Below are 14,653 nucleotides of genomic sequence, written 5' to 3'. Positions count from 1 at the left end.
CCGGGGGTCTGGGGGCTTGCCCCCTCACGCGGCGGAGCCGCAAAGTGTCACAGCGGGAAGGGGCGGGTCGGGGAACAGGCTCCGCCGCAGGCGGGCTAGTCGGTGACCGGGGTGACCGGGGTCGGGGGGCGGCCCGTCCAGCGGTGCAGGACCGCCCGTGCCGTCTGCTTCGTCACGCCGTCCTCCACCACCGTGCCCGCCTCCACGAGGTAGAAGCGGCCGTCGTCGAGCGAGATCAGACCGTACTGCCCGCCGGACTCCCACCCGTACGTCCCCGACGCCTCATGGTGCAGCCCCGCGCGGAGCAACGGCAGCAACTGGCCGACCTCCGGCTCCGGCTGACCGGTGACCGGCCCGGTGACCGGCCGCTTCGAACCGTCGGCGATGAAGAGCGAGTAGTTGGGGAACTGCGGCTTCGCGCCCTTGTAGACCGCCATCAGCCAGTTGCCGGTGTGCGCGTCGTACTCCAGATTCTGCACGCCGTAACGCGTGTTGCCGGTGCGGACGAAGTACTTGCCGTCCACGTACGCGGGACCGCTGGTGTGCGGCGCGCTCTCCGGCAGCGGTCGCTCGTACTTGCGCCACTTCCGTACGTCGTACTGGAGCAGGACCTGATGGTCGTTGTCCTGCCGCTTGACGTTCGAGTAGATGCCGTACGCGACCGTCAGGACCTGCTTGCCGCGCTTGAGGAGGCTGCCGCGGTCGAGCTCGGGCCCGAAGGCGACTCCGTCGATCCCGCTGCACCCGTACCGGTGGTCGGGGGTGTTCGCGGTGTCGCCGTCGAACTTCCCGTCGCCGTTCATGTCGGCCGTGTAGTCGTCCACGACCTCCTGGAGGTGGACGGTCGACACGACGTCGCTGGTCCGCGCGTCCATGCCCATGCGGTTGATGCGGTCCACATCGAGAATCGCGATGTAGAAGGCCTTCGCGGACTTGTACTCCAGCGAGCCGTAGACCCGCCCGTCCGTCGTGTTGTAGTCCAGATCGCCGAGATGCCCGGTGAATCCGGATACGGAACCCACCGGATTTCCGCGCAAATCAGTCTTGACGAGGAGGTTGGTGAAGGAGAAGTACATGAACCCCTTGCGGCGGTCCACCGCCACGCCCTGGACATGACCCGCCTTCCACGCGCCGCCCTTTATCTCGGCGGGCAGGTGTCTCCCCTTGGAGGCCGCGGCCGTTGACGTCCGCTCGGACGGTTCCTCCGCTCCAGCTGTGACGGTGCCCTGGGCCACAAGGGCCCCGGCAGCAAGGACAGTCAGGACTCCGCCGGCGAATGTGCGTCGCATGGGCTCTCCAGATTTCGTCGAGGAACGAAGCGGAACGAAAGCGGAACGATGGCGAACGATGACGATGGCGAACGAAGGAGTGGGGGATGCCAGGCACTCTAGGCCGCGCTGTGGTCCGTTCGGTGCACTCCGGTGCAACACCGGGTGAAGGCACTGAGGCAACAGACCGTAGAGGTCACCGGGGTTGACGGACAGGCTTGATTCAGCCGAGCACCAGCCGCGCCGTACGGTGGGCCAGTTCGGTGATCCGTACGCCGTCGAACCCGAACACCGCGCTGCGCACCGTGTCCTCCAGCGGCTCGGTCCACTGCCGTCCGATGCCGGCCGCCCCGGCCAGCACCCCGGCCACCGAGCCCGCCGTCGCTCCGTTGGAGTCGGTGTCGAGCCCGCCGCGCACGGTGAGTGCGATGGTCCGGGTGAAGTCGCCGTCGCCGTACAGCAGTCCGGCCGTGATGACCGCGGCGTTCGGGACGACGTGGATCCAGCCGAGCCGGCCCGTCTCCTCGTCCATCGCGGTGAGCGTGTCCTCCCACGCCGCACCGGCCGCGTGCAGGGCGAGCGTGTGACGGACCGTACGGGCGAGGCGGCTGCTCGCAGGTACGCGCTCCAGCGCCGCCTCCAGAGCGGCGCGCGGCCCGGACGCGGTGAACGCTGCGGCGATCAGCGCGGCCGCCCACATCGCGCCGTACACGCCATTGCCGGTGTGCGACAGGACGGCGTCGCGGCGGGCCAGCGCGGCCGCCCGGTGCGGGTCGCCCGGATTGGTCCAGCCGAAGATGTCGGCGCGGATGAGGGCGCCGATCCACTCCTGGTACGGGTTCTCGTAGGTGGCGGTCAGCGGCGGCCTCAGGCCGTTCGCGAGATTGCGGTACGTCACCCGCTCGGCGGTGAACGTCTGCAGATACGGCAGGCGCAGCAGCCACAGTTCGCCGACCTCCTCGGTGGTGAAGGCGAAGCCGTGGGTCTCCAGCAGGTGCAGACCGAGGATCGCGTAGTCGACGTCGTCGTCCCGGCAGCTGCCGCTGATCCGGCCGCGTACGCAGTGCTGCCATTCGGGACGCAGTTCGAAAGCGGTCGTGGCGGCCGGGGGCTCGGGCAGGTAGTCGGTGAGGGGGAGTGCGCCGGTCAGCCGCAGATAGCGGTCGATGCGTGCCCGCGTCCAGTAGTCGCCGCGCTCCACGGGCTTGCCCAGCATGTTGCCCGCGATTCTGCCCAGCCAGCCACCGAGGATCCGGTCGGCCGTGTGCGTGCTGTGTGGCGTCATGCGTCGGGTCTACCCGCTTCCGGTGGTCACGCATGGGGGATTCATGTGATTTTCACTGGTATGCGAGAGAAGTGAGACACGCGGTGCGCGATGAGGTGTCGCGACTCCACTCCGGCCGCCGCCGATGGGGTGAACCTGTTCGATCGGGTCGGTACGCATGGCGACCCACTATGGGCGTAAAAAGATGACAAGTCTGGTTGGCGTGCCGTTCGGGGGAGCCGGGCCACGCCGGACGCCCATGGGCAGGGGCCCCTTCCTGCGGATAAGGTCGGGGCGGCGCGACTGCCTGTTCGAAAGCAAGGGATAGCAAGGTGACGGACGGAGCAGTAACTGAGACCGCCCGCGTGCTCGTCGCGGCGGACAAGTTCAAGGGCTCGCTCACGGCCGTGCAGGTCGCGGAGCGGGTGACGGCCGGGCTGCGGCGGGTCGTCCCCGGCGTAAGCGTCGAGGCACTGCCTGTCGCCGACGGCGGCGACGGCACGGTGGCCGCGGCGGTCGCGGCCGGGTTCGAGCGCCGGGAGGTACGGGTCACCGGACCCCTCGGCGAGCAGCTCACGGCGGCGTTCGCGCTGCGCGACGGCACCGCCGTGGTCGAAATGGCGGAGGCCTCGGGCCTCCAGCACCTCCCCGAGGGTGTATTCGCGCCGCTCACCGCGACGACGTACGGCTCCGGCGAGCTGCTGCGCGCCGCACTCGACGCGGGCGCCCGCACGATCGTCTTCGGCGTCGGCGGCAGCGCCACCACCGACGGCGGCGCGGGCATGCTGGCCGCGCTCGGCGCGCGCTTCCTGGACGCGGCGGGCGAACCGGTCGGTCCTGGCGGCGGGGCTCTGCGCGACCTGGCGACGGCCGACCTGTCCGGCCTGGACCCGCGTCTCACCGACGTGGACCTGGTCCTGGCCAGCGACGTCGACAACCCGCTGACCGGGCCGAAGGGCGCGGCGGCGGTGTACGGACCGCAAAAGGGCGCCAGCGAGGAGGACGTGGCCACGCTCGACGCGGCCCTGGACCACTACGCCTCCGTACTCGGGCCGCAGTACGCCGACTCGCCCGGCGCGGGTGCGGCGGGCGGCATCGGGTACGGCGCGCTGATCGCGCTCGGCGCGAGCTTCCGGCCCGGCATCGAGGTGATGCTGGACGTCCTCGGATTCGCCGAGGCGCTGTCCCGCGCGACCCTCGTCATCACGGGTGAGGGCTCGCTCGACGCCCAGACCCTGCACGGCAAGGCGCCGGCGGGTGTGGCGGCGGCGGCGCGCGCCAAGAACGTCGAGGTCATCGCGGTCTGCGGCCGCCTGGCCCTCCCCCCGGAGGTCCTCGGGGCGGCCGGCATCCGCCGCGCGTACGCCCTGGCCGACCTGGAGCCGGACCCGGCCCGCTCGATGGCCCAGGCGGGCCCGCTGCTGGAACGAGTGGCCGAGAACATCGCCCGCGACTTCCTGACCTGACGGCACCGGGGGCGGGTGGCGGTGGCGGGGGACCGCGTGCCCTGCGGGGCGCGTTGTCCTCAATCGCCGGACGGCTTGATTTCCGGGGCGCGGCCCAGCTTCCGAGCCGCGCCCCAAGGCCCGCCGTCGCTGACGAGCAGCTCCGGCCCGGGATGCTAGAGCTGCCGAAGGTGGTCACGCAGACTGCGGGCGACCTGCGCCATGAGGGCGTCGGCGCCGGGCTGGGTGCCCGCCGGAACGAGTGACTCGGTGAGGACGGCGATGGCGAAGGCATGACCGTCGGAGTGCTCGACGACACCGATCTCGTGGCGGAGGTTGAGCAGAGTGCCGGTCTTGGAGGACCAGGTGGTGGCGTCGGAGCTGAAGTCCGGGGCGAGCCGGTGCCGGATCAGGTTGTGCGCCATGAGGCCGCGCACGCGCCCGGCCACTTCCGGGTCGACCTTCGAGGGTGTCCACAGGGCTTGCAGCAGTTCGACGTAGGCGCGTGCGCTGCCGGTGTTGGCGCGGGTGGTGTCGAGCTGCGGCACCCGATGTCCCCGGCCGCTGGTGCCCGCCTCGATGGCGAGGGCGTGGGCGAGATGGGCCTGGGCGGCATCGAAGCGTTCCACCGGGGTGTCGGACAGCTCCCGCATGCTGTGCCGGACGGTGAGGCCGCGCAGGCCGAGCTCGTGGAGGATGTCGGCGACCCGGGCGGGCGGGGTGAGGTCGAACAGCGCGTCGGCAGCCGTCCCGTCACTCACACAGATGCTCAGGTAGAGCAGGTCGTCGATCGCGATCCGGGCGGGGTGGCGGAAGCGGCTCAGGCCGGTGGGGCCGGGCGTGGTGATCCGGCCGGGTCGTACGTCGAGCATCGTCGCTCCGTCGAGCTCGCCCCGTCGGATGCGCTCTGCCGTCGCCAGCGCGAGCGGGACCTTGACCAGGGAAGCGGCGGGGAGCTGAGTGTCCGGCTCGATCCCCAGCTCTTCCCCCGTGTGCAGATCCCGCACGAGCAGGCAGCCGTGCAGACCGCCGTCGAGCAACTGCCGGCGCAGGTCGCGAAGCAGTGCCTCGGTGCTCACGCCGCCGCCCCCCGCGCCGTGCCCGCCCGGGTTCCCGCGCCGAGGCAGCGGGCGACGGCGTCTCCCAGGCGCGCTTCGATGTGCTGCGGATTGCGGTCCGCGGCGACCGCGAGGGCGTACCCCCGGCTGAGCGTGGTCTCACCGATGGGCCGCCAGCTCAGGGCGAGTGCCTCAGCCTGTGCGGGGGAGCACAGCAACAGGTCGCGGGTGCAGAGGACTTCTGCCGCGGCGCTCGTCAGGTCGGCCCCGGCGACGAGCTGTGCGGGCCGCAGGCCCACCGCGTCGCGCAGCCGCGTCAGCGGGTCGCGGACGTGTGGCACGGCGTCCTCCGGCTGGATCCAGATACGGCGGGCCGGGCCGGGGGAGGCTCGTCCCAACCGCAGCGTTTCGAGGTAGACGCGCTTCACGCCCGGATCCTGGGCACCGGCAAGCCCGAGCGGCACCGACCACGTCGCCTCGTCCGCGGGCACCGCGAGCAAGGCGGCACGCACCTGCTGCGAGTGGATGAGCTCCATGCGCTGCGCGGGCGCCGCGACACGGAGGTCGAGGGTGACACCGTGCCCTCGTGCCTCGGCGACGAGGCGGGCGAGACCGGCCGTGGAGCAGATGCCGGGCACCGCGAGCCGCCACGGCTTGCGCTTGGCGGCTTCCGCCTCGTGCAGCAGCACATCGGCCGCCTGCACGAGCTGCCTGGCCGCCGGCAGCATGTCCCGGCCGAAGGGGGTGAGGACGGCCCGCCGCGACGTGCGCTCGAACAACGGCTCACCGAAGCGTTCCTCCAGGGCGGCGACGCGACGGCTGGCCACCGACTGGGACATCCGGGCAGCGGCCGCCCCGACGGTGAAACCGCCGTACTCGCTGACGCTCACGAACGCGCGACACGCTCCCACCAGATCCACAGCCTGACTCTATGCCAGTTCGGCATGGAACAACGCGTGAGCGTATTGGACCGCATGACCGCCCGGGCGCGAGGGTGATCCCAGCAGCCACCACCACGTACGGGACGGGCCGTGTCGCTCCGTCCCCCATGCGCCCCCGGTGCGGGGCGTCCTGGAGGTTTGAACCATGCAGCACAGTCATGCCCGGCGCGCCGTTCTTGGTGCCCTTGCCACGCTCTCCCTCGTCCCGCTCGCCGCCTGCGGCCAAGGCGATTCCTCGGCCTCATCGCCTCCGTCTCCCGCTGCGTCCGCGCCGCAGAAGGAGACGACGAGGCCGGTTGCGGCTGCGAGGCCTTTCGCCCGCGAACTGAAGGAACTTGAGAGCAAGTTCGACGCGCGGCTGGGTGTCTACGCCGTCGACACCGGCACCGGGCGCGAGGTGGCCTACAACGATGGCGAGCGGTTCCCCTACGCCTCCACCTTCAAGGCGCTTGCCGCCGGCGCCGTGCTGCGCGAGTACTCCCCGAGCGGCATGGGCCGGGTGATCAAGTACTCCAGGGACGATCTGATCGCCAACTCCCCGGTGGCCGAGAAGCACGTCGAGACCGGGATGAGCCTGCGGGCGCTGTGCGACGCCGCCGTCCGCTTCAGCGACAACACCGCGGCCAACCTCCTCCTGGACCAACTGGGCGGCCCCCGGGGCATGGACGCCGTACTCGAAGAGCTGGGCGACGACGTCACCCGGATGGAGCGCCGCGAGCCGCAGCTCAGTGAATGGGACCCACGCTCCACGCGTGACACGACCACGCCGCGCGCGCTGGCCGGCGACCTGCGCGCGTTCGTTCTCGGAGACGTCCTCGGCAAGGGCGAACGCGCGCAGCTCACGAAGTGGCTGCGGACCAACACCACCGGAGCCGAGGTCATCAGGGCCGGGATGCCCAAGGACTGGGTGGTCGGCGACAAGACGGGAACCGGCAGCACCTACGGCGCCCGCAACGACATCGCCGTGGTGTGGCCCCCCGACGCCGCTCCCATCGTCGTGGCGATCATGTCGAACCGCAGCGAAAAAGACGCCGACCACGACAACCAACTGATCGCGGAAGCGGCATCCGTCGTCGCCGGCACGCTGTCGTAGCCAAGACGCCGTGCCCGGCTGGTACTTACGATCGGTGGCGGATCAATCGAAATACGATTCGAGTGTGCCGCGACGCCGGACATCGAGCGTCGCGCAGTGGAACGAGCCGCCGAACGGCGCGTAGTGCAGCAGGTCGCACGGGATCGGCTCGAACCCCCACTTTTCCAGCGCGCGCAGCATGTCGGTGTGGTGCCGCTCCGCGATCACCCGCTTTTCGTCGACCATGAGCAGGTTCATGCTGAGCCACTTGCCGCACATCGAGGTCATCTTGAGCAAGCGCTCGTCGATCGGGTTGGGCTGCGGGGCGATCAGGACGTCCCACGAGCTCAGGACGTCGGGCAGGCGGTCGACGTCGATGTATTCGGGATTGACCAGTACCTTGCCGGGCGCGAGCAAGAGGAACGTCGTGTCGATGTGCATGGGCGTGCGGCAGCGGCTCTCGATCTCGTGGATGCGATACCCGGGTCCGAGATGGCGGCGCAACCAGTCGATGCCCATGCGGTTGGTGACGTTGCTCCGCGTGACGAACAGGTCGCGTCCCGCGCGTACGAAATCCGCCGCGTCGAAAACCGGCTCGAACTCGGTGAGGATGTAGCGCATGGGGTCGCCGGCCTCGGGGATACGGAAATCCGCCTCGAACAGTTCGTCAGTGAGCTGCGGCTTCGGCGCCGCCGTCCAGCGCGCGCCGCGCCGGAAGTAGTCCTTGAGGAGCGCGCGATAGGAGTGGGTCTCGAAATACCGGCACGGCCATGCCATCGGGGTCTCGATGATCTCGTCGCCGATCACGAGCATGCTGTCACGCGGACAGGTGTTGCAAAAACCGCGCGACGACCAGTCGGGGGTGGCGAAGCGTTGCCTGTGGTCGACCACGTCCGGGCGCGTGACCGTGATGCCGAGGGACTGCAGGAGCGTAATGAACTGATCGAGCTCCTGCTGCGCCGGCTCGATCAGCATGCGCGGGTACCTGACGCCCGCGGCAAGTCCCTGCAACCGCGCCGCCCAGGGTGGGATGTTGCAGGCGACGACCGGATGGTTGGAGGGGATCGTCGCGCCATCGAGGCGGCCGACGATGATCTCCTCCAGCGGGTCCCACTCATTGTGCGAATTGACCGGCGAAACGAGCGGTTCCGTGGCGTTGTCCGTCGTGACCGATGGCGCCGACAAGGCGTAGTCCACAGGCCGCGTATGGGCATCGTCGTCCGCCGTCGTCGGAATGCCGGGCCTCTGCACTGCCGCCATGGTCAGCCCCTCTCCATCGCAGAAAATCGTTAACTCACTGTATCCAATGCTTCACTCAAGGTGGTGCGGCGGAGCTGCCACACCACACATCACGCGCCGGACAGCCGGAACGCGTCAAGAGCCAGCGTCATCTCGATCAGATCGCGCGGCCGGGACAGCGAACGGGACGTCAGCTGTTCAAGCCTGCGCAGCCGGTTGAACACCGTGTTGCGGTGGCAGTAGAGCCGCCCCGCCGTCCGCCCCGCCGACCCCTCGCAGGACAGCCACGCGTCCAGCGTCTCCAGCAGCACCACCCGGTCCGCCGGGTCCAGCCCCATCAGGTTGCCGAACACGTCCGCCACCAGCCGCTCCGCCAGCTCCGGCTGGCTCACCACGAAGGCCGTCGGCATCCGCTCGTCGAGCCGTACGATCCCGGTGGCGTCCGGCGCGCAGGTCCGCAGGGCCAGGTCCGCCAGCCGCCGGGCCCGGCCCAGAGCCGCGAGACCTTCCACCACCGGGCTGATGCCGCCCGGACCCGGACAGCGCGCGGCGAGCAGCTCCGACAGGGCGGCCGGCGTCGTGTCCTCGCCCAGCGAGACGACCCCCACCTCACAGTCCGTACGCATCCGCCAGATGAACCGCATCCCAGCGCCCTGGATGCGCCGGTGGAAGGGCTCGCGCCCGTCCCGCCGCTCCAGCCGCAGCACCACCACCGCGTACCGTCCCTGCTCCGGCAGGTCGAGACCGGCCGCCGCGCGAGCCGCGAGGCCCGGTGAGTCCTTGCCCTCCAGCAGGGCGTCGAGCAGGGCCTGGAGCCGTTCGTCCGTACGGTGGCGCAGCTCGGCCTCGGTCGCGCGGTACGCCTCCGACGCGGTCGCCGTCTCCGCGTCCACCGCCGCGAACACCGTCGTCGCCGCCCGCATCAGCACCGCCAGCTTCTCCGGACCGCCGCCCTCCGCGCCCTCAAGCAGCGCGTCCCAGATCAAATAGCCCGCCTGCCGGTAGGAGTGCACCAGCAACTCCAGCGGAAAGCCCTGCTGGGCCCGCCGCCGGCCGGTCCACTCCGCGTACTCCAGATCGCGGCGCGGCTGCGACTTCGGCGCGGAGATCGCCTCGATGCCGATCCGCATCGCCTTCTCCGTCTCCTGCCAGTGCTGGTCCTGCGACAGGACCCGCGTGTACAGCGGCGAGTGCGCGTGCAACTCGCGCAGGTGCTGGTCCACCAGGTCCGGCAGCCGGTCGAGCAGCGCCGTGCATGCCTCGGTCAGCACCGCCCAGTCGTGCCCCGTCCGTGCTCTGCGGCCACTCATGGCCGGAGCGTGTCACGAGCCGGGCCCCCGTGACAGCCCCCTGACACGCGGTGTTGTGCGCGTGCACAACCAGTCGCGGGTGTGGCTGGTCACCGGCAGCGCTTGTGCCGCCACCCGTGGACGGCAGGCCTCGCCGATGCTGAGGTGAGCGCCACCGAACGGCCCGAGGAAGGGGTGCCATGGCCGGCGCCGCACTGGAAATACGGGATCTGTCGGCGGGATACGGACCCGTGTGGGCGCTGCGACACGTGTCGCTCACGCTGCCCGAAGGGTCCGTGGTCGCCGTACTGGGCAGCAACGGAGCGGGCAAGTCCACGCTCCTGCGCGCCATCTCCCGCACGCTGTCGTTTCACGGCGGAGCGGTCACCGGGGGCACGGTCGCCTTCGGCGGCCGTGCGCTGACCGGCCTGTCACCCGACCGGGTGGTCGCCGCCGGGCTGTGCCAGGTCCCGGAAGGGCGCCAGGTGTTCGCGCGCATGACCGTCGCCGACAATCTGCGCGCGGGCGCCCTCGGCTCCACCGGCAACCGCGCGGCGCAGGCCGCCGCGCTGCGCCGGGTCCACGAGCTGTTCCCCGTACTGGCCGACCGCGCCGGGCAGCGGGCCGGCCTGCTGTCCGGCGGCGAGCAGCAGATGCTCGCGGTCGCCAGGGCGCTGATGGCCGGACCGAAGCTGCTGCTGCTCGACGAGCCCTCGCTCGGGCTCGCCCCGCTGATGGCCCGGCGGATCGCCGAGACGATCACCGAGATCAACGCGCAGGGCACGGCCGTACTGCTGGTCGAACAGAACGCGGCCATCGCGCTGCGTCTCGCCTCGCACGCGTACGTACTCGACGTGGGCGAGGTCGTACTGTCCGGGCCCGCCGGTGAACTCGCCGCCTCCGACGAGGTACGCCGCCGCTACCTCGGCGTCGTCGACGACGAGGCCGCGGCCGACGCCTCCGAGGCCGTGAGCGCCCACCGCACCCTCAGCGTCTGGGAGGGACGATGACCACCGCGGAGGCGACCCTCGAAGTGCGGGACCTGACGGTACGGTTCGCCGGCCTGACCGCACTGGACGCCATCGGCTTCACCGTACGGCCCGCGACCGTGCACGCCGTCATCGGACCCAACGGCGCCGGCAAGTCCACCTGTTTCAACGTCCTTTCCGGCGTGTACCGGGCCACCGCGGGCAGCGTCCGCTTCGGCGGTGAGGAGCTGACCGGCCTGCCACCCCACCGCATCGCGGACCTCGGCATCGCCAGGACCTTCCAGAACCTCGCCCTGCCACCCGGCGCCACCGTCGAGGACAGCCTGATGCTCGGCCGCCACCGGCTGACCCGCACCGGCTTCGTCGCGTCGGGCCTGAGGCTGCCCTCGGCCGTACGGGAGGAGGCGAGGCACCGCGAGCGCGTCCGCGAGATCGCCGCCTTCGTCGGGCTCGAAGACCAACTCGCCCGGCCGGCGGGCACCTTGCCGTACGGGCAGCAGAAGCTCGCCGAGCTGGCCCGCGCCCTGTGCATGGAGCCCAAGCTGCTGCTGCTCGACGAACCGGTCGCCGGAATGACCGCCGGGGAACGCCGGGCCACCGCCGCCGTCGTCGCGGGCGTACGGGACAGCCTCGGCATCTCCATCGTGCTGGTCGAGCACGACATGGGGGTGGTGATGCGGCTCGCCGACTCCGTGACCGTCCTCGACTTCGGGCGGCTGATCGCCGACGGGACGCCCGCCTCCGTCCAGTCGGACCCCGCCGTCGTCCGCGCCTACCTCGGAGAGGAGGCCACCTCATGACCACCTTCGCCGAACTGCTCCTCAACGGGATCTCGATCGGTTCCGTCTACGCCCTGATCGCCCTCGGCTTCGTGGTGATCTTCCGCGCCACCGAGGTCGTCAACTTCGCCCACGCCTCACTGCTGCTCGCCGGCGGCTACGTCACCGCCGTGCTGCACGACGACATCGGCTTCTGGCTCGCGCTGCTCGCCGGGATCGGCGGGGCCGCCGCCGTCGGCGCCGGAGTCGAATTCCTCGTGATGCGCCGCTACCGGGGTTCCAACCACAGCGTGCTGGCCATCGTCACCATCGGCGTCGACATCCTGCTCACCACCGAGCTGACCCGGCGCATCGGCACCGACGTGCTCGCCCTGGGCGACCCGTGGGGCGACTCCGTCCTCACCTTCGGCGGGGTGACCGTGGCGCACACCCGGATCGCCGCGTTCGTCGTCGCGGGACTGCTCATCACGGTCTTCCTGCTGGCGTTCCGCTTCACCTCCTGGGGCGTGGCGATGCGCGCCGCGGCGGAGAACTCCGAGACCGCCGCGCTGATGGGCGTACGCCTCGGCCGGGTCTCCCTCGGCGCCTGGGCGGTGGCGGGCGGACTCGCCGCCGTCGCCGCGCTCTTCCTGACGGTCTTCCCGACACCGGGCCTCGAACGCTCCACCTCGCTCGCCGCGATGAAGGCCTTCCCCGCCGCGATCCTCGGCGGCCTCGACTCCACCACCGGAGCCCTCGTCGGCGGGTTGCTCGTCGGCATCACCGAATCGCTCGCCACCGGTTACCAGAGCGACCTGACCTTCCTCGGCCGCGGCATCGGCGACCTGGCGCCTTACCTGGTGATGGTCGCCGTCCTGCTGGTCCGCCCGGCCGGCCTCTTCGGTACGAAGGAGCTGGCCCGTGTCTGAACCCACCCAGCGGATCCGCCGCCTCGCGCTGTGGACCGCCGGAGCGGTCCTGCTCCTCGCGCTGCCCTTCTACCTCGACCGGTTCTGGCTCCAGGCGGGACTCTTCGCGATGGCCGCCGCCATCGGCGCCATCGGCCTCAACCTCCTCACCGGCGCCACCGGCCAGCTCTCCATGGGCCACGCCTTCTTCCTCGCCGTCGGCGCGTACGGCTACTGCGTCCTCGCCGGGGACTCCACCGGCGAGCTCACCGGCCTGAACCTCCCCAGCTGGCTCGCGGCGGTACTCGCCGTGGCGCTCGCCGGAGTCGCCGGCGGGTTCTTCAGCCCCATCGCCGGACGCCTCCAGGGCGCGTACCTCGGCATCGCCACCCTCGCGCTGATCTTCATCGGCCAGCACGTCCTCTTCAACGCGCACGACCTGACCGGCGGCTTCAACGGCCGCGACGTCCCTCCGCTGAGCCTCTTCGGAATCACCTTCGACGAGAGCGAGCTGCTGGTGGCCTCCGTACCCTTCGGTTCCGCCGAGAAGCTCTGGTACGTCGCCCTGCTCGCCCTGGCGGGCTGCGCCCTCTTCGCCCGCGGCGTGCTGCGCGGGCGCCCCGGACGGGCCATGAACGCCATCCGCGACCACCGCATCGCCGCGGGCGTCATGGGGGTGCCGGTGGCCCGCTACCGGGCCGGGGTGTTCGTGCTCTCCTCCATGTACGCGGGCCTGGCGGGCGTCCTGCTCGCGCTCGTCTTCCAGCGGACCGTGCCGGAGTACTTCGGCATGATCCTTTCCCTCGAATACCTCGCCATGATCGTCATCGGCGGTCTCGGCTCGGTCGCGGGAGCGGTGGTGGGAGCCGTCTTCGTCTCCCTGCTGCCCCAGCTCCTCACCCGGTACAGCGACGCCCTGCCCCTGGTCTCCGCCCCCGGTACGGGCGGGGTCGCTCCGGGCGAGGCATCCCGGTACCTCTACGGCGCCGCCATCGTCGCCGTGGTGCTCTTCCTGCCGGGCGGCCTGGTGCGGCCGGCCCTCCGGCGCAAGTCAACAACCCCAGAGGAGTCAGAATGACCACGCGTACCCAGGTCACCAGAACCACCGCCGCCACCCTCGCGGCCCTGCTCGCGCTGACCGCCGCCGGGTGCAGCTCGAAGGCGAAGGACGGCGGCAAGAACGGCGACCAGGCCGGGGCCGGCGGGGTCAAGACCGGTCAGGGCGTCACCGACAAGACGATCAAACTCGGTGTACTGACCGACATGACCGGCGTCTACGCCTCACTCGGCAAGAGCGTCACCCAGGCCCAGCAGCTGTACGCGAAGCAGACCAACGCCGACGGCGGCATCTGCGGCCGCAAGATCGAACTCGTGGTGCGCGACCACGGCTACGACCCGCAGAAGGCCGTCTCCGGCTACACCGAGCTGTCGCCGCAGGTCCTCGGCTTCGCCCAGTTCATCGGCTCGCCGTTCGTCGCCGCCGTCAAACAGCGCGTCGACGGCCAGGACAAGGGCCTCGTCATCCCGCAGGCGTGGTCCGCCTCGCTCCTCGGCAGCCCGTACATCCGCGTCATAGGCAACACGTACGACGTCGAGACCATCAACGCCATCGACTTCCTGACGAAGGACAAGGGCCTCAAGAAGGGCGACAAGATCGGCCATGTCTACTTCGAGGGCGACTACGGCGAGAACGCCCTGGCGGGGGCCAAGTACGCGGCCGGGCAGGCCGGGCTCACCGTAGTCGAGCAGAAGATCAAGCCGACCGACAACGACATGACGGCCCAGGTCGCCGCGCTCAAGAAGGCCGGGGTCAAGGGCGTCGTCATCAGTGCGGGACCGCGCCAGGCGGCCTCCTTCGTCGGCGTCGCGGCGGCGGTGAAGCTCCAGGCACCGATCATCGGAAACAACTCGGCGTTCTCGCCGCAGCTCCTCGACACCCAGGCCGGACCGGCGCTGATGAAGAACTACTACGTGGCTTCACCCACCCAGCCCATCGGCACGGACTCACCGGCCGCCAGGAAGCTCGTCGCCGACTACAGGGCGGCGTACCCCTCGGACGCGCTCGACGACGGCGTGGTGGCCGGCTGGACGGCCGCCTCGGTCTTCGGTGAGGCGCTGAAGAAGGCGTGTACGTCGAAGGACCTGACGCGGGACGGCGTCGGCAAGGCCCTGCTGACGATCAACGCGTACGACTCGGGCTTCGGCACCACGCACGACTTCACCGACCCGAAGGCCCCCTCCTCGCGCCAGACGGTCATCCTGCAGCCGGACAAGAACGTGACCGGCGGCATGAAGGTCGTGCGCGAGGCGGAGATGTCGGAGGCGGCCAAGAGCTTCACCGTGGGCGGCTGACGGACCCGGGAACGACGAAACGACCGAGGGCCCCGGGGATGGTCACCCCGGGGCCCTCGGTCGTACGTAC

13 protein-coding genes are annotated in these 14,653 nt (G+C 70.8%); 7 read left to right on the top strand and 6 right to left on the bottom strand.

Translation table 11 applies throughout. From position 1 onward, the window contains the following. Nucleotides 1-95: 95 nt before the first annotated feature. Nucleotides 96-1,289, bottom strand: a complete 1,194-nt coding sequence (locus J7E91_RS25440) for a hypothetical protein (protein WP_214908611.1) — start codon at nt 1,287-1,289, stop codon at nt 96-98. Nucleotides 1,290-1,491: 202 nt separating this feature from the next. Beyond that, a complete protein-coding gene (locus tag J7E91_RS25435) occupies nt 1,492-2,553 on the bottom strand; it encodes an ADP-ribosylglycohydrolase family protein (protein WP_214908609.1) in 1,062 nt (353 codons plus the stop codon). A 311-nt stretch (nt 2,554-2,864) separates the two neighbouring features. On the opposite strand from J7E91_RS25435, the gene J7E91_RS25430 reads away from it, so the two are divergent. Further along, nucleotides 2,865-3,998, top strand: a complete 1,134-nt coding sequence (locus tag J7E91_RS25430; protein WP_214908608.1) for a glycerate kinase — start codon at nt 2,865-2,867, stop codon at nt 3,996-3,998. A 155-nt stretch (nt 3,999-4,153) separates the two neighbouring features. Here J7E91_RS25430 and J7E91_RS25425 read toward each other — a convergent pair whose 3' ends face one another. Both J7E91_RS25425 and J7E91_RS25420 read right to left on the bottom strand, forming a co-directional pair. Next, the gene (locus tag J7E91_RS25425) at nt 4,154-5,056 is read right to left on the bottom strand and encodes a serine hydrolase (protein WP_214908607.1); all 903 of its coding nucleotides are present in this window, start codon (nt 5,054-5,056) and stop codon (nt 4,154-4,156) included. Then, nucleotides 5,053-5,955, bottom strand: coding sequence for a LysR family transcriptional regulator (locus J7E91_RS25420; protein ID WP_214908606.1), 903 nt, complete (start codon nt 5,953-5,955; stop codon nt 5,053-5,055). Before J7E91_RS25420 ends, J7E91_RS25425 begins: the two co-directional genes overlap by 4 nt. A 166-nt stretch (nt 5,956-6,121) precedes the next feature. Between J7E91_RS25420 and bla the strand changes: the two genes are divergently transcribed. Next, nucleotides 6,122-7,069 (top strand): class A beta-lactamase, encoded by a 948-nt coding sequence (bla, locus tag J7E91_RS25415; protein WP_214908605.1) that lies wholly within the window; start codon nt 6,122-6,124, stop codon nt 7,067-7,069. Between the two features lie 42 nt (nt 7,070-7,111). Here bla and J7E91_RS25410 read toward each other — a convergent pair whose 3' ends face one another. After that, nucleotides 7,112-8,308, bottom strand: a complete 1,197-nt coding sequence (locus J7E91_RS25410) for an amidinotransferase (protein ID WP_251016230.1) — start codon at nt 8,306-8,308, stop codon at nt 7,112-7,114. An 89-nt stretch (nt 8,309-8,397) separates the two neighbouring features. Next, complete coding sequence (locus J7E91_RS25405) at nt 8,398-9,597, bottom strand: CdaR family transcriptional regulator (protein WP_028812972.1); 1,200 nt, start codon at nt 9,595-9,597, stop codon at nt 8,398-8,400. A 179-nt stretch (nt 9,598-9,776) separates the two neighbouring features. Here J7E91_RS25405 and J7E91_RS25400 point away from each other — a divergent pair, with 179 nt between their 5' ends. The 5 genes from J7E91_RS25400 to J7E91_RS25380 are packed head-to-tail and all read left to right on the top strand — an operon-like array spanning nt 9,777 to nt 14,583. Beyond that, complete coding sequence (locus J7E91_RS25400) at nt 9,777-10,586, top strand: ABC transporter ATP-binding protein (protein ID WP_214908604.1); 810 nt, start codon at nt 9,777-9,779, stop codon at nt 10,584-10,586. Next, nucleotides 10,583-11,365: an ABC transporter ATP-binding protein gene (locus J7E91_RS25395; RefSeq protein WP_214908602.1), complete on the top strand. Its 783-nt coding sequence runs from the start codon at nt 10,583-10,585 to the stop codon at nt 11,363-11,365. Before J7E91_RS25400 ends, J7E91_RS25395 begins: the two co-directional genes overlap by 4 nt. Continuing rightward, a complete protein-coding gene (locus tag J7E91_RS25390) occupies nt 11,362-12,252 on the top strand; it encodes a branched-chain amino acid ABC transporter permease (protein WP_214908600.1) in 891 nt (296 codons plus the stop codon). The genes J7E91_RS25395 and J7E91_RS25390 overlap by 4 nt, the downstream gene beginning before the upstream one ends. After that, a complete protein-coding gene (locus J7E91_RS25385) occupies nt 12,245-13,309 on the top strand; it encodes a branched-chain amino acid ABC transporter permease (RefSeq protein ID WP_214908599.1) in 1,065 nt (354 codons plus the stop codon). The genes J7E91_RS25390 and J7E91_RS25385 overlap by 8 nt, the downstream gene beginning before the upstream one ends. After that, nucleotides 13,306-14,583, top strand: coding sequence for an ABC transporter substrate-binding protein (locus tag J7E91_RS25380; protein WP_214908597.1), 1,278 nt, complete (start codon nt 13,306-13,308; stop codon nt 14,581-14,583). The genes J7E91_RS25385 and J7E91_RS25380 overlap by 4 nt, the downstream gene beginning before the upstream one ends. The last annotated feature ends 70 nt before the right edge of the window (nt 14,584-14,653 follow it).

Source organism: Streptomyces sp. ISL-99, from assembly GCF_018614005.1.
GTDB lineage: Bacteria > Actinomycetota > Actinomycetes > Streptomycetales > Streptomycetaceae > Streptomyces > Streptomyces flavidovirens.
The sequence above is the reverse complement of the archived record's forward strand: the minus strand, read 5'-3'. Positions and strand labels throughout refer to the sequence as shown.